The following is a 16,558-nucleotide window of genomic DNA, read 5'->3' as shown; positions in this document are numbered from 1 at the left end:
GACCGGCCCCTGTAGCGCCGAGCTTGCTCGGCGGGGGCTGTACCGGGAGAGCCCCAGCGGAGCAAGCTCCGCTCTACAGAAGCGCTCACGGGAAGGCCCCAGCGGAGCGAGCTCCGCTCTACGAAAGTTCATGCATGGGGATACCCCTTGGGTCCAATCGGAGACCAGGTGTGAGTGGGTCCCCGATCGCATCGCCGTTGCCTTGACCGGCCCCTGTAGCGCCGAGCTTGCTCGGCGGGGGCTGTACCGGGAGAGCCCCAGCGGAGCAAGCTCCGCTCTACAGAAGCGCTCACGGGAAGGCCCCAGCGGAGCGAGCTCCGCTCTACGAAAGTTCATGCATGGGGATACCCCTTGGGTCCAATCGGAGACCAGGCGTGAGCGGGTCCCCGGTCGCATCGCCGGTGCCTGGACCGGCCCTTGTAGCGCCGAGCCTGCTCGGCGGGGGCTGTGCCGGGAGAGCCCTAGCGGAGCAAGCTCCGCTCTACAGAAACTCTCCCGGGAAGGCCCCAGCGGAGCGAGCTCCGCTCTACGGGAGGTCTCACGTGTGCGCCTCAGCGGAGCGAGCTCCGCGCTACGCATCCTGGCCACGCCAGATGCGCGCATTCAGCGGGTTGAAGCCCATGCGGTAGACCAGGTCGGCCGGGGCGTCGATGTCCCAGATCGCCAGGTCGCAGTCGAAGCCGGCGCGCAGGCGGCCCAGGCGGTCCTGGCGGCCGAGCGCGCGCGCGGCTTCACGGGTGAAGCCGGCGATGCATTCGGTCACGGTCATGCGGAACAGCGTGGCGGCCATGTTCATGGCCAGCAGCGGGCTGGTCAGCGGCGAGGTGCCGGGATTGCTGTCGGTGGCCAGGGCCAGCGGCACGCCCGCGGCGCGCAACGCGGCGATCGGCGGCACCAAGGTGTCGCGGGTGAAGTAGAACGCACCGGGCAACAGCACCGCGACCGTGCCGGCCGCGGCCATCGCCGCGATGCCGTCCGCGTCGAGGTGCTCGATGTGATCGGCGGACAGTGCGCCATAGCGTGCGGCCAGGGCGGCGCCATGCTGGTTGGATAATTGCTCGGCGTGGATCTTGAGCTTCAGCCCGTGGGCGCTGGCCGAGGCGAACACCTGCTCGGCCTGTGCGTGCGAGAACGCGATGTGCTCGCAGAACACGTCCACCGCCTCGGCCAGGCCTTGCTCGGCCACGGCCGGGATCATCGTCTTGCAGACCTCGTCAATATAGGCCTGCGCCTCCACCCCGGGCGGCACCGCATGCGCGCCGAGGAAGGTCGACGCGATCTCCACCCGACGCAGTTCGCCAAGCCGCTTGGCCACGCGCAGCTGCTTGGTCTCGTGTTCCAGGGTCAGGCCATAGCCGGATTTGATCTCCAGCGTGGTGACGCCTTCGGCCAACATTGCGTCCAGGCGCGGCAGGCTGGCGGCGACCAGGGCTTGTTCGTCCGCCTGTCGCGTGGCGCGCACGGTGGACACGATGCCGCCGCCGGCCTTGGCGATGTCGGCGTAGCTGACGCCGTTGAGGCGCTGCTCGAACTCGCCGGCGCGATTGCCGGCATAGACCAGGTGTGTATGGCAGTCGATCAGGCCCGGGGTGATCCAGCGACCTGCACAGTCGACGCGGGTGGCGGCATCGAAGGTGGGCGCGGCGTCCGCGGGCCCGACATGCACGATCCGTCCGTCGCGGGCCGCGACGACGCCGTCCTGGATCTCGCCCAGTCCGCCATCGGCGGCATCCAGGGTGGCCAGCTTCGCGTGGTGCCAGAGGGTGTCGCAGCGCATGGCGTTACGTATCGTCGTGACCTTATTTGTCTATACAATAAAACCGTGCCCATGAGAGTGTCCAGCGAGAGGACGAACCGGTGACGACAGGCTTCCAGCACTTCTGGATCGACCATGCCCTGCTGCCCGACGGCTGGGCCCGGCAGGTTCGCCTGGCGGCCCGCGACGGCCGCATCGTGGAGGTGACGCCGGGACAGCGGCCTGGTCCGGAGGACATCCGCGTCGAGGTCGCCGTGCCGGGGCTGGGCAACCTGCACAGCCACGCCTTCCAGCGCGCCATGGCCGGCCTGACCGAGGCGACATCGGCCGGCGCGGTGGCCGCGGGGGGCGACAGCTTCTGGAGCTGGCGCGAGCTGATGTACCGCTTTCAGGACCGGCTGGACCCGGACAGCTTCCAGGCCATCGCCGAGCAGGCCTACGTGGAGATGCTGGAGGCGGGCTTCACCCGGGTGGGGGAATTCCACTATCTGCACCACGCGCCCGATGGCCGCGCCTACGCCGACCCGGCCGAGATGTCTGCGCGCGTAGCGGCCGCCGCGCAGGCCAGCGGGATCGGCCTGAGCCTGCTCCCAGTGTTCTATGCCCATGCCGACTTCGGCGGCGTGCCGCCCAGTCCGGCACAGCGTCGGATGCTGCATGACCTCGACGGGTTCACCCGGTTGCTGGAGCGTGCGGGCGATGCGTTGGCGCCACTGGGCGATGCGGTCCTCGGCGTGGCGCCGCACAGCCTGCGCGCGGTGACGCCCGGGGAACTGGCCGCGTTGCTGCCGCTGACCGAGGGACCGATTCATCTGCACATCGCCGAACAGCTGCGCGAGGTGCAGGCCTGCCTGGATTGGTCCGGCCAGCGCCCGGTGCAATGGCTGCTCGAGCACGCTCCAGTTGATGCGCGTTGGTGCCTGGTGCACGCCACGCACGTCGAGCCGGCCGAGTTGCAGGGCATCGTCGAGGCGGGCGCGGTGGTCGGGCTGTGTCCGATCACCGAGGCCAACCTGGGCGACGGGATCTTCCCCATGCGCGACTTCGCCCGGGCCGGTGGCCGGTTTGGCGTCGGCTCGGACTCGAATGTGCTGATCGACGCGGCCGAAGAACTGCGCCTGCTCGAATATGGTCAGCGCCTGGTGTCGCGCGGTCGCAACGTGCTGGCGCAGGGCGAGGGCGTGTCGACCGGTCGCTGGTTGTTCGACGGGGCGCTGCGCGGGGCGGCGCAGGCATTGGGCGCGGCCGGTGGGCTGCAGGCCGGCGCCTCGGCCGATCTGGTGGCCCTGGATCTGCGGCATCCGGCCCTGCAGGCGCGCGAGGGCGACGCCTGGCTGGATGGCTGGATCTTCGCCGCGCGGCAGGGAGCGGTGCGCGATGTCTGGCGGCAGGGAAGGCACGTGGTGCGCGACGGCCAGCATCTCCAACGCGCGGGCGTGGGCAAGCGTTACGCCGCCGCGCTGGCGCATCTGCTGTCGTGATGCGCGAGGCCAGGCCGCCAAGCCTCCACCAGCGCATCCGGGGCGACATCGAGGGGCGGATCCGCAGCGGTGAGTGGCCACCGGGGCACCGGATCCCCTCCGAGCATGCCTTGATGGCGAGCTACGACTGCTCGCGCATGACCGTCAGCAAGGTGCTGGCGCTGCTGGCGGACGCCGGGATGATCGAACGCCGCCGCCGCGCCGGTTCCTTTGTCGCGCGGCCGCATCCGCACATCGAGCAGGTGGCCCTGTCCATCCCGGATATTCCGTTTGAGGTCGCGGCGCGCGGCCACGTCTACCGCTTCGAACTGCTGGCGCGGCAGCGACGTCGACCACGACGGGGCGCATCCGACGAGGCGGCGCTGGCCGGCGATGGCTGGGTCCTGGCGCTGCACTGCCTGCACCTCGCCGACGGGCGACCTTTCGCCGTGGAGGAGCGCCTGATCAATCCCGCGGCTGCGCCGGAGGCGATGGACGTGGATTTCAGCCAGGTCGTGCCGGGCAGCTGGCTGCTCCAGCACGTGCACTGGACCCGCGCCGAACACCGCATCAGCGCGATCGGCGCCGACGATGCGCAGGCGGGATGGCTGCAGGTGGCGGTCGGGACGCCGTGCCTGGTGATCGATCGCCAGACCTGGTGCGGCGAGCAGCCGGTAACCCGTGTGAGCCAGGCGTTCCTGGGGGATTCCTATGACCTGGTGGCGCGGTTCTCGCCCGGGACGCGCTGAGCGATCCCGGGTTCAGCGCGAAGCGGGCGTGTACAGCGGCTTGGCCTCGCACTGGCGCCAGCGCACGCGGGCGTCGCTGCCTGGGGCAGGGTTGAGCTGGATGCGCGACAGCGCCAGGTCCGGGTATTTGGCCAGTTCCGCGCACACCGTCGGCATCACCATGTCCTCCCCGGCCAGCATGTCCACCGACAGGGTCGAACTGGAGATCCACACCGGCTGGCGCAGGCCGCCCGCCTTGGCCAGCGCCTTGGTGACCGCCACGCGCTGCAGGGCGACCTGTTCCTCGCTGGAGGGCGCGGCAGGCTGGGGCGCTGCCGGTGCCGGATTGTTCGGCGTGGTTGTGGAGGGCGGGGCACTGGCGGGTGCGGGGGCCACCGCTGGCGCCGCCGTCTGCGGGGCCCCGGCGTGCAGCAGGCTGCTCACCAGCACGCCCAGCAGCAGGGCCAGGATCCAGCACAGGCCGATATGCCGGCGCGCGCGCAGGTTGGCCTGGGTGGTGATGCGCTGAACGATGGCGCTGTCCAGCATCGGCTTGACCTGCAGCCAGAGCTTGCCACCGTCGAGCAGTTCCACGCTGGCGCGTTCGGCCTTCTCGCGCCCGGTGGCGTCCACCACGCCTTCGGTGGCCAGGATGCCGCGATGGGCGCCGCGCAGCCGCGCCTCGGACGCGAGTTCTTCCACCGCCACCGAGCTGATCCGGTACGCCGAGCCATGCTTGCAGCTCAGCAGCCAATGCTTGCCTTCGGTATCGGCCAGCAGAAAGCTGGGATGTTGGTTGCGCACGTCTTCTGGCTCGAAGGACACCCGCTGCAGTCCGCGTAGTTGCAGGGACGTCAGCACTAGACTGGAGAAATCCCGCCAACGCAGGCCGGCCAGGGCCAGCAGCCCGGCGGAGATCTCATCGTCGCGACGACGGAAGGTCCAGAGATAGATGGTCGCAGCGAGACCAAGCACCAGGGCGAGGATTGCCCCGATCAGCCAGGAAGCCATGTTCAAGTCGTCCGGTGGATCAATGGAAGGAATTTAAGGACAACGCCTTCTGACGCACACGGGGGAACGCGGCCAGGCACGAAGAGGCCCGCCAGGCTGGAATTCGTAAGGGGAGGGGAGCGAACGAATCGAGCCGGCCTGACGGGCCGACCCCGATTCTGCACACGGCTTGTGCTGCTTTGCAACAAGACCAAGCCTGACATGGTCAAGCGGGCACCAGCCATCAAGGGGTGTCCGACCGGTCGGCCGGTGGAGCCCCGGGCGGAGGAGCAACGGAGGCCGAACGCGTGCGTGGTGCCGTTTTGCGCGCGCGCTTGCGGGCAGTCGGGGCATCGGCGTCGGCGCCTGCCGCAGCCTTGCGCGGCGCCTTCGAGGCGCGCGCCTTGGGCGTTGGCGTTGCCTGGGCCGCGTCGTTATGCCGGCGCAGTTGCGCATTCAACGCATCGATGCGGTCGATCAGCGCGCCGAGTTCGCGCCGGGTCGGGGCTTCCAGGAACTTCAACGCATCGCCGACCCGCCCGGCTGCGCCGCTCGCGCGCTCGCGCGCTTCATTGAGGCCGGCCTCGACGGCATCGCGCATCTGCCGCGCACCAGCGCCGGCGCGCTGCTCGAAACGGCCGCCTTCCTTGACCAGCGTGTCGAACAGGCGGCTGCCTTCGTTCTGTGCGCGCCCAAACGCGCCCACCCCGGCCAGCCAGATCTGCTGGGCCGATTCACCCAGGGCTTGTTGGAGCAGCTCGGCCTGCGCCTGGAGGCTGGGGCCGGCGGTGTCCTGTGAGCGCTTGCGCGAGGTCTTCTTGGTGGTCATGGAAAGCCTCCTGTGATCGGCGCGCCCGCAACAGGCGCATCTCACAGTTTCCGCGCGGTCAGGTGATCGTCACGTCACCGCGAACGCGGAACGTCAGGCGAAGCGCTCATCCAGGACGCGACGGATTTCCGCTTCGATCGGCGTCTTCATGGCCGACAGCAGGAATCCCAGTTCTGCGGTGACATGCAGCGCATCGGGCAGCATCGCGATCCTGCCGTCCACACCGCCGCCATTGAACGCCAATTCGTCGCCTTCCCAGTGATGGCTCACCCCGAAGCGGCTGGCCAGCTTGGCGGCCACCTCCTCCAGTGCCACCCGGGTCTGCTCCGGGCTCTTGGTGTTGGGGTGGAGGATGTCGATGCTGGGCATGGTGTTGGCGAAGAGGCTGCAGGAAAGAAGCGACATTGTGCGCGGCCCGCGCGCGGTGCGCCAAGCGCGGGTGCTGCATGCTAGGCTCGCGCCGCGTGCAGAACCTCAGCCTCCATTTTCCGCAGGGACGTATCCCGGACCGTGCCCTTGGCACCGGTGTGCATCGCGTCGTGCGCGAAGCCAGCGGCACCATCGGGGTGGGGGACGCCGTGCCAGGTGCCTTGCTGGTGCAGTTCTGCCTGGATCGGCGAGGCCTGTGGCTGCAGGTTCCCTCCGGCATGCGCGGCATCCACGTCAATGGCAGGCCGGTGCGACGCATGGCCATGCTGCGACCCGGCGATGCGGTCTACGCCGACGGCGTCGAGGTGCTCGTACGTGGCCAGGTCGGCGAGGCGGCGCCCTATGCCACGCCGCGTGCCGGCGAAGAGGCCGATCCACGCGTGGTCCTGCGCGGGATCGGCGGGCGTCACCATGGCCGCGCCTTTCCGGTCGGCAGCGGGTGCGTGGTCGGCGCCGGGCCGGAGGTGCAGATTCACCTGGACGCGGCCCATATCGGGGTCCAGCATGCGCGCCTGAGTCTGCAGGGCCAAGGTCTGCTGCTCCGCCACTACAGTGGCGCGGCCACCAGCGTGGTCAACGGACTGCCCGTGCACGAAGCCCTGCTGGTGGCCGGCGACCAGGTCGCGTTCGATCCGCAGGCACGCTTTGTGGTCGAGATCCCGTGGGGACGCCCCGAACGCCATGAATCCGGCATGCCGGAGGATGGTGTCATCACTCAGGCGAGCGCGCCGCCTCGGGAGGCTTCGCTGAAGCGCTGGCCGTGGCTGCTGCTGGCGGCCGCGGCGCTGGCCGGGCTGCTTTCGGCGCTGCTGCTGTTCGGCGCCGGCTGACCGCCTTCCAGGCGCGCCATCCCAGCAGGACTGCAAGAATGCCGGCGTAGAGCGCAGGCTCGCGGATGTCGGACTTCACCAGCCACCAGAAATGCAGCACGGCCAGCACGCCGATGGCGTAGATCGCCTTGTGCAGCCGGCCCCAGTTGCGGCCCAGGCGGCGGATCCAGCCGGTGGTGGAGGTGATCGCCAGCGGGACCAGCAGCAGCCAGGCGGCGAAGCCCACGGTGATGTAGGGTCGCTTGACGATTTCGGCGAAGATCTGGGTCCAGTAGCCGCGCAGGTCCAGGCCCAGGTAGGCCGCCAGGTGGAAACACGCGTAGACGAAGGCGTACAGGCCCAGCATCCGCCGGAAACGGATCAGCACCGACTGGCCAGTGAGCTGGCGCAAAGGGGTGATCGCCAGGGTGAACATCAGCAGCCGCAATGCCCACAGCCCGGTGAAGTGCTCGACCTCGGCGATGGGATCGGCCCCCAGCGCGTCCGATCCAGTCTTCCAGACCTCCCAGAACCGCCAGCCCAGCACGGCCAGCGGCGCCAGGCACAGCAGGTGCACAACCACCTTGGCCGCGATCACGCCAGGCGGGGTCTTGGGTTTGGGACGGGCCGGGCGGGCCCGGCCTTTCGGGGCGGCGTCGCTCAGAACCACTTGCGCAGATCCATCCCGGCGTACATCGAGGCCACCTGGTCGGCATAGCCGTTGAACATGCGGGTCTGGATGCGCTCGGCGAACAGCTTGCTGGCGTTGCCGGCGATGCGGCGCTCGGTCTTCTGGCTCCAACGCGGGTGGTCGACCTGCGGATTGACGTTGGAGAAGAACCCGTATTCGTTGGGCTGCAGGTCATGCCAGGCCGTCTCGGGCATCTTCTCGACGAACTTGATCTCCACGATCGACTTGATGCTCTTGAAGCCGTACTTCCACGGCACCACCAGACGCAGCGGCGCGCCGTTCTGCTGCGGCACTGGCTTGCCGTACAGGCCGGTAGCCAGGAAGGTCAACGGGTGCATCGCCTCGTCCATGCGCAGGCCTTCGCGATAGGGCCAGTTGATGGAGCGATAGCGGATGCCGGGCATCTGCTGCGGATCGGCTAGGGTGGTGAAGGCCACGTACTTGGCCTTGGAGGTCGGTGCGAAGCCTTTGAGCACCGCCGCCAGCGGGATGCCGGTCCACGGGATCACCATCGACCAGCCTTCCACGCAGCGATGGCGGTAGATGCGCTCTTCCGGCGAGGCCGCCTTGAGCAGATCCTCCAGGGCGATGGTGCCGGGTTTTTCGCATTCGCCCGAGACCTTGACCGACCACGGCGAGGTCTTCAGCGTCTTCGGCGCTTGCGACGGGTCGGTCTTGTCGGTGCCGAACTCGTAGAAGTTGTTGTACGTGGTGACGTCGGCGTACTTGGTCAGCTCCTCATCGGTGCGAAAGCCCGACTTGGCCTGCTCGGGGGTAATGGTGGTCTTGGGGGCATCCGGCGGATCGGCGTCGGCACAGCCAGCCAGGGCCAGCGCCGGGATCGCGGCGGCCAGCTTGAACAGGTCGCGACGGCCGCGATAGACGGCTTCGTCGGTGACCTGGTGGTCTTTGAGGGTCAGGGCATCGCGGAGGGACACGGGTTTCTCCTGCTTGAAAGTCACATTGGCAACCAATAAGACGCGCGACAGGACCAAAAATTCCAGGGATTGGTGCGCCTGTCCATGCTCATTGCGCCGGGTTTCATGCTCCTTACGCAGATCGCGTCAACGTGGATGCATGGTGGGGCACTTGCCGATTCAGCCTGCGGCATACTATGCGCCCCCAGAAAGAGGCTGCCATGTCCCGCGTCCACAACTTCAGCGCCGGCCCTGCGGCACTGCCCGAAGCCGTCCTGCGTCACGCGCAGTCCGAAATGCTGGAATGGAACGGCGTGGGCGCCTCGATCGTGGAGATCAGCCACCGCAGCGCCGAGTTCATGGAGGTCGCTGCGCGCGCCGAGGCCGATCTTCGCAGCCTGCTCAGCATCCCCGACGATTACGGCGTGCTGTTCCTGGCCGGTGGCGCCACGACCCAGCAGGCGCTGCTGGCGCTGAACTTCGCTGCGCCAGGCCAGACCGTGGCCTACGTGGTCAGTGGGCACTGGGGCAAGACCGCGATCAAGCAGGTCAAGGACTACGTCAACGTCCACGTGGCCGCCACCAGCGAGGCCAGCGGCTTCACCGACCTGCCGCCGCGCCAGACCTGGCAGCTTTCCGACGATGCGGCCTATGTCCACATCACCGCCAACGAGACCATCCACGGCGTGGAGTTCCGCGAGACGCCGGAGGTGGGCGCGGTCCCGCTGTTCGCCGATTTCTCTTCCTCGATCGCCTCCGAGCCGATCGACGTGTCGAAGTACGGGGTGATCTACGCCGGCGCGCAGAAGAACCTGGGCCCGGTCGGTGTGGCCGTGGTCATCGTGCGCCGCGACCTGCTGGAGCGGGCCGGCCAGCCGCGCGCGGACATCTTCAACTACGCCTCGCACCTGGCGCGCGACTCGATGCTCAACACGCCGCCGACCTGGAACTGGTACCTGGCCGGGCTGATGTTCCGCTGGATGCTCGACCAGGGCGGCGTGGCCGAATTCGCTCTCCGCAGTGCGGCCAAGTCGCAGCTGGTCTATGACGCCATCGACGGCTCTGGCGGCTTCTACCGCAACGCGGTGGTGCCGGCGGCGCGCTCGCGCATGAACATTCCCTTCTTTGTGCACGACGAGACGCTGACCGCGCGCTTCGTGGCCGAGTCCAAGGCGGCCGGGCTGATGGGCCTGAAGGGCCACAAGGCCGTCGGTGGACTGCGGGCCTCGCTGTACAACGCGTTGCCGGTGGAAGGCGCGCAGGCGCTGGTGGACTTCATGCGCGATTTCCAGCAGCGCAACGGCTGAACCTTCATGCTCTGTAGCGCCGAGCTCGCTCGGCGGTCGCTCTCCCGGTGAGGGCCCTAGCCGAGCAAGCTCGGCTCTACGGAGGCAGGGGACATCGCCGCCATGGCGGCTCCCACGATAGAAACATCGCTTCATGGATCTTCGCGAATGACCAAGAAAACTCCCAAGCCGGCAGCAGCCAAGTCCGTGTCGGTCGTCAAGCCGGCCAAGGGCAAGGCCGCCAAGCCGACCGCGCCGCCGCTGGTGCTATCGGACGTGCGCGCCAAGATCGACGGCATCGACCGCCAGATCCAGTCGCTGATCGCCGAGCGCGCCGGCTTTGCCCTGCAGGTCGGCAAGGCCAAGGGCAAGCTGGCCGCGGCGGTGGATTACTACCGCCCCGAGCGCGAGGCTCAGGTGCTGCGCATGGTGGTGGACCGCAACGAAGGCCCGCTCTCCGACGAAGTGTTGGTGCATGTCTTCCGCGAGATCATGTCCGCCTGCCTGGCCCAGCAGGAGCCGCTCAAGATCGGCTATCTCGGCCCGGAGGGCACCTTCAGCCAGCAGGCCGTGCTCAAGCACTTCGGCCGCTCGGCGCTGGGCGTGCCGATGGCGAGCATCGAGGAGGTCTTCCAGGAAGTGGAAAGCGGCAACGCCGACTTCGGCGTGGTGCCTGTGGAGAACTCCGGGCAGGGCACGATCCAGATCACGCTGGACATGTTCCTGACCTCCAACCTGAAGATCTGTGGTGAGGTCGAGCTGCGCGTGCAGCAGTTCCTGATGTCGCGCAGCGGGCGCCTGGAGGACATCGAGCGCATCTACGCCCATCCGCAGTCGTTCATGCAGACCGCCGGCTGGCTGCGCTCCAACCTGCCCAAGGCCGAGAAGGTGCCGGTGTCCAGCAACGCCGAAGGCGCGCGCCGTGCGCGCAACAGCGACGATGCCGCGGCGATCGGTGGCGAGAGCGCGGTCCACGCCTACAGCCTGAAAAAGGTGGTGACCAGTCCCATCCAGGACGACAAGGACAACACCACGCGCTTTTTGGTGGTGGGCCGCAAGATCTTCCCGCCGTCCGGTCACGACCGCACCTCGGTGTTGGTGTTCATCCATGACAAGCCCGGTGCGCTGTTCGATGTGCTCAGCCCGTTCGCGCGCCACGGCATCAGCATGAACCGCATCGAGTCGCGGCCTTCGCACCACGCCAAGTGGGAGTACGGGTTCTTCATCGACCTGGCCGGGCATGTGGAGGACGAGTCGATGAAGGCGGCGCTGGCCGAGCTGGAAGCGCACTCGGCGCAGATCAAGGTGCTGGGGTCTTATCCGGTGGCGGTGCCTTAGTCGTTTCCTTCTCCCGTCGGGAGAAGGTGCCCCGGAGGGGCGGATGAGGGTTCGGTGCGCACATGACTCCTCCTTCCCCAGCATGCGGGGGAAGGATGCCCGGAGGGCAGGAAGGGGGGCTTTTGCTTGCTTCTAAACAAAAGCAGCGAAGCTTTCGCGCTTCTTCGAAGCACGATTCACTTTTCTTTGCTTGTGCAAAGAAAAGTAACCAAAAGAAACACACCCGTCCTCGCGCCCTCCGCTGCGCTCCGGGTTCGCAATGCTGGCGGGAATGTCCGGACGCGGCTTCCATGCCGCGACCGGACACGACGTGCATCCATGCACGTCGCCCTGCGGGTTTGACCCGCCAGCGCCGCCGCTGCGGATGGGGCAGGGAAAGCCAATAAGCAGCAGCGACAAGCAAGAGCAACAGCGGAAAGCAAAAGCAACAGCAGCAACAACAACAACAACCAAATCAAGATCAACCACGCATTCGATGCGCAACGCGGCAGGGCCGCTGGATGGACAACACGATGACTTCGCAATCCTGGATCGCTCACACTGGCTCGGCGCTGCAGGGCGCGCTGGCCATCCCCGGAGACAAGTCGGTGTCGCACCGCTCGGTGATGTTCGCCGCGCTGGCGGACGGCACCTCGCGCATCGAGGGCTTTCTGGAAGGCGAGGACACGCGCGCGACCGCGGCGATCTTCGCCCAGTTGGGCGTGCGGATCGAAACGCCGTCGCCCTCCACGCGCATCGTGCACGGCGTGGGGGTGGATGGGCTGAAGGCGCCGAGTGCCGAGTTGGACTGCGGCAATGCCGGCACCGGCATGCGCCTGCTCGCGGGCCTGCTTGCGGCCCAGCCTTTCGATAGCACGCTGATCGGCGATGCGTCGCTGTCCAAGCGGCCGATGCGGCGGGTGACCGGGCCGCTGGCGCAGATGGGCGCGAAGATCGACACGCGCGATGACGGCACCCCGCCGCTGCGCATCCACGGCGGGCAGGCGCTGACCGGGATCGACTTCACCTCGCCGGTGGCCAGCGCGCAGGTCAAGTCCTGCCTGCTGCTGGCCGGCCTGTACGCGCAGGGCGAGACCACCGTGCGCGAGCCGCATCCGACCCGCGACTACACCGAGCGCATGCTCTCGGCGTTTGGCGTGGAGATCGACTTCTCGCCCGGCTACGCCAAGCTGCGTGGCAGCCAGCGCCTGCGTGCGACCGACATCGCGGTGCCGGCGGATTTTTCTTCTGCGGCGTTCTTCATCGTCGCGGCCAGCCTCATTCCTGGTTCGGACGTCACCCTGAAAGCGGTGGGCCTCAACCCGCGTCGCACCGGCCTGCTCGAAGCGCTGCGCCTGATGGGCGCGGACATCGAGGTGCTCAACCCGGCCGAGCACGGCGGTGAGCCGGTGGCCGACCTGCGCGTGCGCCATGCCGCGCTTAAGGGCGCGCGCATCCCGGAAAGCGTGGTGCCGGACATGATCGACGAGTTCCCGGCGCTGTTCGTTGCCGCCGCTGCCGCGCAGGGCCAGACCATCGTCAGTGGTGCGGCCGAACTGCGGGTCAAGGAATCCGATCGCCTGGCCGCCATGGCCACCGGCCTGCGCAGCTTGGGCGTGCAGGTGGACGAGACCCCAGACGGGGCCACCATCCACGGTGGCCCGATCGGCGGCGGCATCATCGAAAGCCACGGTGACCATCGCATCGCCATGGCCTTCTGCATCGCCGGGCAACTGTCCACCGGGGAGGTAGTGGTGCGCGATATCGCCAACGTGGCGACCTCGTTCCCGGGCTTCGACACGCTGGCGCGTGGCGCAGGCTTCGGTCTGCGCGAAGGTTGACCAACCCTCGGCGCAGGCCGGGCGTGCCGCAAAGCCGGTGCCTGCAGGGGCGCCGGCTTTGTCGCATCTGGGCGTGGAAGGGCAGGCGCGTGGCCGCGACGGCGCGGATCGTCTGGCGTGCGGACACAAAAAAACCGGCCAATGGCCGGCTTTTTCAGTCCCGACCAGCTTGAAAAGCTGGTCGGGGAGACAGGATTCGAACCTGCGACCTCTACGTCCCGAACGTAGCGCTCTACCAGACTGAGCTACACCCCGAAGGAGCCGCGCATTTTAGGGAACGCAGCCGGGGAGGGCAAGAAGAATTTTCACTTTTCCTGCCGCGCCCCGGCCGAGCCTGGCCGGCCGGGCGCCGCAGCCCGCGCCAACGCTAGAATATGCGCCCCCCTTTGCATGTCTGGAGTCACCCGCTTGATCAAGCCGCGCACCCCACCGGGGGTCATGGAGCTGCTGCCCCGTGACCAGATCGCCTTCCAGCGCATGCTGGACACGATCCGCCGCAACTACGAGCGGTTCGGCTTCCTGCCGGTGGAAACGCCGGTGTTCGAGCTGTCCGAGGTGCTGTTGACCAAGTCCGGCGGCGAGACCGAGCGCCAGGTGTATTTCGCCCAGTCCACCGGCGCCCTGCAGCAGGACAACGAGGGCCTGCCCGAGCTGGCGCTGCGCTTCGACCTGACCGTGCCGCTGGCGCGCTACGTGGCCGAGCACGAACACGCGCTGGCCTTCCCCTTCCGTCGTTACCAGATGCAGCGTGTGTACCGCGGTGAGCGCGCCCAGCGTGGTCGCTTCCGCGAGTTCTACCAGTGCGACATCGATGTGATCGGCAAGGATGGCCTGAGCATCCGCTTCGATGCCGAGATCCTGGCGGTGATCCACGCGGTGTTCTCCGAGCTGCAGATCGGTGCGTTCACCGTGCAGCTCAACAACCGCAAGCTGATGCGCGGGTTCTTCGAGAACCTGGGCGTGGCCGACGGCGAGCAACAGATGCTGGTGCTGCGCGAGGTCGACAAGCTCGATAAGCGCGGCCCGGACTACGTGCGCGAAACGCTGACCGGCGAAGGCTTCGGCCTGTCTGCCGACGTGGTGGAGCAGATTCTGGCTTTCGTTGCGGTGCGTTCGAGCGGCCATGCCGATGCGCTGGCCCAGCTGGGCAGACTGGGGCAGGGCAGCGAGGGCTTCAACGAAGGCATCGCCGAGCTGCGCGAGGTGCTGACTCTGGTCCAAGCCCTGGGTGTGCCGGAAAGCGCCTACTGCCTGAACTTCTCCATCGCCCGTGGCCTGGACTACTACACCGGCACGGTCTACGAGACCCAACTCAACGACTACCCGCAGATCGGCTCGATCTGTTCGGGTGGCCGCTACGAGAACCTGGCCAGCCACTACAGCAAGTCCAAGCTGCCGGGCGTGGGCATCTCCATCGGCCTGACCCGGCTGTTCTGGCAGCTGCGCGAGGCCGGCCTGCTGGTCGATGCCGAGATCAGCAGCGTGCAGGCGCTGGTGGCCCTGATGGACGAATCCCAGCTGCCCGAGTCGCTGGACATCGCCCAGCGCCTGCGCGCCGGCGGCATCAACACCGAAGTGCAGATGGAGCCGAAGAAGCTCGGCAAGCAGTTCCAGTACGCCTCGCGTGCCGGCATCCGCTTCGTCGCCCTGGCCGGCGAGGACGAACTGGCGCGCGGCGTGGTCACGGTCAAGGACCTGATGCGCGAACAGCAGTTCGAAGTGCCGCGCGACGAGCTGGCCACCACGCTGCGCGTGGAGCTGGCGCAGGTCAGCGCGTTGGCGGGGCGCTAGCTTGGACTGACGTTGAGAAACAAGAGGGCGCCGATGGGCGCCCTCTTTGTTCTGGCTGCCGCAAGGTGTGCGTCGCGCGGACGTTCAACTGATCGAGTGTGAAGTCAGCCGAGCAAGTCATGACGCTGCAGGAGGGCGGTCAGGGCTTCGGCGGCATCTTGCCAATGCTGCGCCCGCTCCAGCACCTCGCCGTTTTCGATCATCAGCAGGATGGGGTGATGCCAGTCGTTCAGCTGCAGGTCGGAGCGGTCTCCGATCGGCCATGCAGGCGTCCTGGGATGACGCAGATCCCAGGGCGCGCGTGCATCGACGGGCTCGCCGCCAAGCGGCAACGTCAGCCAGCCGCCGAAGTGTCGGAGTGCCGGCTGCCATTGCGGCGCGTGCAGCATCAGCGCGAGCGCTTCGGCCTCTGCGGAAGAGGTAATGGCCGCACAGATCCACCACCGGCGCGCAGCCAGGTCGAGGTTTTCGCGCTGCAGTATCTGTTCACCCGCCTCGACGATGGGCCTCCAGGCGCTGGGAGCCCGATGCGCGGTGCGTGCATCGCGCAGGCACGGGAGGATAGGGAGCCCGGCCTTAGGGTGTCGCACACTCAGCTCCCGGGCCTGCTCTGCGCAGCCAGCGCGCAGGAGGGCGCATTGGGCCATGCGCAGGCGCGCAGGCGTGGCCATGCGGCGTGCTTCGATCGCGGCCAGCACATTGAACAGCAGCGGGCGTCGATCGCCACCGGTGAAAACGCAGTCCATCTCCATGTGGCAGGCGGCGACGAAGGCCGCCAGCAGATTCTCCTTGTGCAACTGGCGCAGCGTCTGCGTGTCCCAGGGCGACGCCTGGACGCCGTCGATGATGAGGTTGTCGAGCGGGCCTGCCGGCTCAGGCCTGTCGTTCGGTGCTTCCCGGGTGAAGAGGAAGGATCCGCGGGTCTGGCTGGCATGGCGATGAGGGCGGGTGGACTGCTCGGCGAGCGTCTGTTCCAAGGTTGAATGCTGATCCTCGGGTGTCACCGAAAAGAGGGTCTGCCGGAGCAGGTCCTGCATCGCGGCTTCGGGCAGCACATGGTGCAGTTCATCCAGGCTGAAGCCTGCGAGCTGGTCGCCCTCGAACTGCAGCTGCATGAGGAAGCGTTGCTGCGCGGCCGGACGCAGGCGCGAGAAGGCCTCGGCGGCCATCGGGAAATTTGCGAGCCAGCGTTGGCAGCGGGCGACGTGGTGCTCATCCATGGCGTGACGCTCCTTGTCCGTGTGACGGGCGGCGGCTCCGGCGCGCCTGTCGTCGATCCTAGCGGCGCCGGGGCCGGAATTCATCCCGCGGCGGGATTCCGGGTTGTTCGAGGATGCTGCCTGTGCTAATGTGATAGCGCGTTAATACATTGAGACGTCCATGAAGCGCCGCCCCGAGATCAATGAGAAGACCGCCAGCCTGGCCCAGCAGTCGCTGGCCCGCGCGCTGGCGGGCCTGTCCAAGCCGGAGGAGGTGCGTGCGTTCCTGGTGGACTTGTGCACGCCTGCCGAGCTGGAGGCCATGGCCGACCGCTGGCGCGTGGTGCCCCTGCTGCTGAAGGGCGTGCCATATCGCGAAATCCACGAGCTGACCGAGGTCAGCGTCACTACCATCGGGCGCGTCGCGCGCACGCTGGAGACCGGTACCGGTGGCTATGCTGCCGCCCTGCGCCGCCAGCAGACGCGTACCGCCGCCTCTCACTGAAGTTTCCTGC

General features: G+C 67.9%; 16 protein-coding genes and 1 tRNA gene. 8 read left to right on the top strand and 9 right to left on the bottom strand.

Translation table 11 applies throughout. From position 1 onward, the window contains the following. Window positions 1–571: 571 nt before the first annotated feature. Window positions 572–1,777: an imidazolonepropionase gene (hutI, locus tag ACORQU_RS19525; protein ID WP_491642684.1), complete on the bottom strand. Its 1,206-nt coding sequence runs from the start codon at window positions 1,775–1,777 to the stop codon at window positions 572–574. 80 nt (window positions 1,778–1,857) lie between these two features. Between hutI and ACORQU_RS19520 the strand changes: the two genes are divergently transcribed. Both ACORQU_RS19520 and hutC read left to right on the top strand, forming a co-directional pair. Continuing rightward, window positions 1,858–3,237, top strand: a complete 1,380-nt coding sequence (locus tag ACORQU_RS19520; protein WP_491642683.1) for a formimidoylglutamate deiminase — start codon at window positions 1,858–1,860, stop codon at window positions 3,235–3,237. Further along, on the top strand, window positions 3,237–3,965 hold the full coding sequence (gene hutC, locus ACORQU_RS19515; protein WP_491642682.1) for a histidine utilization transcriptional repressor HutC: 729 nt from the start codon (window positions 3,237–3,239) through the stop codon (window positions 3,963–3,965). The genes ACORQU_RS19520 and hutC overlap by 1 nt, the downstream gene beginning before the upstream one ends. A gap of 12 nt (window positions 3,966–3,977) precedes the next feature. On the opposite strand, the gene ACORQU_RS19510 is transcribed toward hutC, so the two are convergent. From ACORQU_RS19510 to ACORQU_RS19500, 3 genes are all read right to left on the bottom strand, one after another. Next, the gene (locus tag ACORQU_RS19510; RefSeq protein WP_491642680.1) at window positions 3,978–4,955 is read right to left on the bottom strand and encodes a restriction endonuclease; all 978 of its coding nucleotides are present in this window, start codon (window positions 4,953–4,955) and stop codon (window positions 3,978–3,980) included. Between the two features lie 223 nt (window positions 4,956–5,178). Next, window positions 5,179–5,763 (bottom strand): phasin family protein, encoded by a 585-nt coding sequence (locus ACORQU_RS19505; protein WP_491642678.1) that lies wholly within the window; start codon window positions 5,761–5,763, stop codon window positions 5,179–5,181. Window positions 5,764–5,856: 93 nt separating this feature from the next. Further along, entirely contained in the window at window positions 5,857–6,132 is a 276-nt protein-coding gene (locus ACORQU_RS19500) for a polyhydroxyalkanoic acid system family protein (RefSeq protein WP_271648666.1), read from the bottom strand. A 95-nt stretch (window positions 6,133–6,227) separates the two neighbouring features. Between ACORQU_RS19500 and ACORQU_RS19495 the strand changes: the two genes are divergently transcribed. After that, complete coding sequence (locus ACORQU_RS19495) at window positions 6,228–7,022, top strand: FHA domain-containing protein (RefSeq protein ID WP_491645185.1); 795 nt, start codon at window positions 6,228–6,230, stop codon at window positions 7,020–7,022. Here ACORQU_RS19495 and msrQ read toward each other — a convergent pair. Further along, window positions 6,904–7,599 carry a protein-methionine-sulfoxide reductase heme-binding subunit MsrQ gene (msrQ, locus tag ACORQU_RS19490; protein ID WP_271648667.1) on the bottom strand — a complete coding sequence of 232 codons (696 nt, stop codon included), beginning with the start codon at window positions 7,597–7,599 and terminating at the stop codon, window positions 6,904–6,906. The two genes, ACORQU_RS19495 and msrQ, sit on opposite strands and share 119 nt — an antisense overlap. 62 nt (window positions 7,600–7,661) lie before the next feature. Continuing rightward, entirely contained in the window at window positions 7,662–8,630 is a 969-nt protein-coding gene (msrP, locus tag ACORQU_RS19485) for a protein-methionine-sulfoxide reductase catalytic subunit MsrP (RefSeq protein ID WP_491642677.1), read from the bottom strand. A gap of 200 nt (window positions 8,631–8,830) precedes the next feature. Between msrP and serC the strand changes: the two genes are divergently transcribed. After that, window positions 8,831–9,916: a phosphoserine transaminase gene (serC, locus tag ACORQU_RS19480; protein ID WP_491642676.1), complete on the top strand. Its 1,086-nt coding sequence runs from the start codon at window positions 8,831–8,833 to the stop codon at window positions 9,914–9,916. A gap of 147 nt (window positions 9,917–10,063) precedes the next feature. Beyond that, window positions 10,064–11,233, top strand: coding sequence for a prephenate dehydratase (gene pheA, locus ACORQU_RS19475; protein WP_491642675.1), 1,170 nt, complete (start codon window positions 10,064–10,066; stop codon window positions 11,231–11,233). A gap of 132 nt (window positions 11,234–11,365) precedes the next feature. Here the strand turns inward: pheA and ACORQU_RS19470 are convergent, their stop codons facing one another. Further along, a complete protein-coding gene (locus ACORQU_RS19470; RefSeq protein ID WP_491642674.1) occupies window positions 11,366–11,716 on the bottom strand; it encodes a hypothetical protein in 351 nt (116 codons plus the stop codon). A 29-nt stretch (window positions 11,717–11,745) separates the two neighbouring features. On the opposite strand from ACORQU_RS19470, the gene aroA reads away from it, so the two are divergent. Next, window positions 11,746–13,053, top strand: a complete 1,308-nt coding sequence (aroA, locus tag ACORQU_RS19465; RefSeq protein WP_491642673.1) for a 3-phosphoshikimate 1-carboxyvinyltransferase — start codon at window positions 11,746–11,748, stop codon at window positions 13,051–13,053. A gap of 178 nt (window positions 13,054–13,231) precedes the next feature. Here aroA and ACORQU_RS19460 read toward each other — a convergent pair. Next, a tRNA-Pro gene (locus ACORQU_RS19460) sits at window positions 13,232–13,308 on the bottom strand. Between the two features lie 153 nt (window positions 13,309–13,461). Here ACORQU_RS19460 and hisS point away from each other — a divergent pair. Beyond that, the gene (hisS, locus tag ACORQU_RS19455; protein ID WP_491642672.1) at window positions 13,462–14,844 is read left to right on the top strand and encodes a histidine--tRNA ligase; all 1,383 of its coding nucleotides are present in this window, start codon (window positions 13,462–13,464) and stop codon (window positions 14,842–14,844) included. Window positions 14,845–14,948: 104 nt separating this feature from the next. Here hisS and ACORQU_RS19450 read toward each other — a convergent pair whose 3' ends face one another. Beyond that, window positions 14,949–16,064, bottom strand: a complete 1,116-nt coding sequence (locus ACORQU_RS19450) for a hypothetical protein (RefSeq protein ID WP_491642671.1) — start codon at window positions 16,062–16,064, stop codon at window positions 14,949–14,951. 160 nt (window positions 16,065–16,224) lie between these two features. Here ACORQU_RS19450 and ACORQU_RS19445 point away from each other — a divergent pair, with 160 nt between their 5' ends. After that, a complete protein-coding gene (locus ACORQU_RS19445) occupies window positions 16,225–16,548 on the top strand; it encodes a YerC/YecD family TrpR-related protein (RefSeq protein WP_491642670.1) in 324 nt (107 codons plus the stop codon). Window positions 16,549–16,558 lie beyond the last annotated feature (10 nt).

The organism is Pseudoxanthomonas sp. JC1303 (genome assembly GCF_058448525.1).
The sequence above is the reverse complement of the archived record's forward strand: the minus strand, read 5'-3'. Positions and strand labels throughout refer to the sequence as shown.

Excerpts from the sequence above, each read along its gene's own strand:
- hutI (WP_491642684.1), bottom strand. The coding sequence starts at position 1,777 with ATGCGCTGCGACACCCTCTGGCACCACGCGAAGCTGGCCACCCTGGAT.
- hutC (WP_491642682.1), top strand. The coding sequence starts at position 3,237 with ATGCGCGAGGCCAGGCCGCCAAGCCTCCACCAGCGCATCCGGGGCGAC.
- ACORQU_RS19510 (WP_491642680.1), bottom strand. The coding sequence starts at position 4,955 with ATGGCTTCCTGGCTGATCGGGGCAATCCTCGCCCTGGTGCTTGGTCTC.
- ACORQU_RS19505 (WP_491642678.1), bottom strand. The coding sequence starts at position 5,763 with ATGACCACCAAGAAGACCTCGCGCAAGCGCTCACAGGACACCGCCGGC.
- ACORQU_RS19500 (WP_271648666.1), bottom strand. The coding sequence starts at position 6,132 with ATGCCCAGCATCGACATCCTCCACCCCAACACCAAGAGCCCGGAGCAG.
- serC (WP_491642676.1), top strand. The coding sequence starts at position 8,831 with ATGTCCCGCGTCCACAACTTCAGCGCCGGCCCTGCGGCACTGCCCGAA.
- pheA (WP_491642675.1), top strand. The coding sequence starts at position 10,064 with ATGACCAAGAAAACTCCCAAGCCGGCAGCAGCCAAGTCCGTGTCGGTC.
- aroA (WP_491642673.1), top strand. The coding sequence starts at position 11,746 with ATGACTTCGCAATCCTGGATCGCTCACACTGGCTCGGCGCTGCAGGGC.
- ACORQU_RS19450 (WP_491642671.1), bottom strand. The coding sequence starts at position 16,064 with ATGGATGAGCACCACGTCGCCCGCTGCCAACGCTGGCTCGCAAATTTC.
- ACORQU_RS19445 (WP_491642670.1), top strand. The coding sequence starts at position 16,225 with ATGAAGCGCCGCCCCGAGATCAATGAGAAGACCGCCAGCCTGGCCCAG.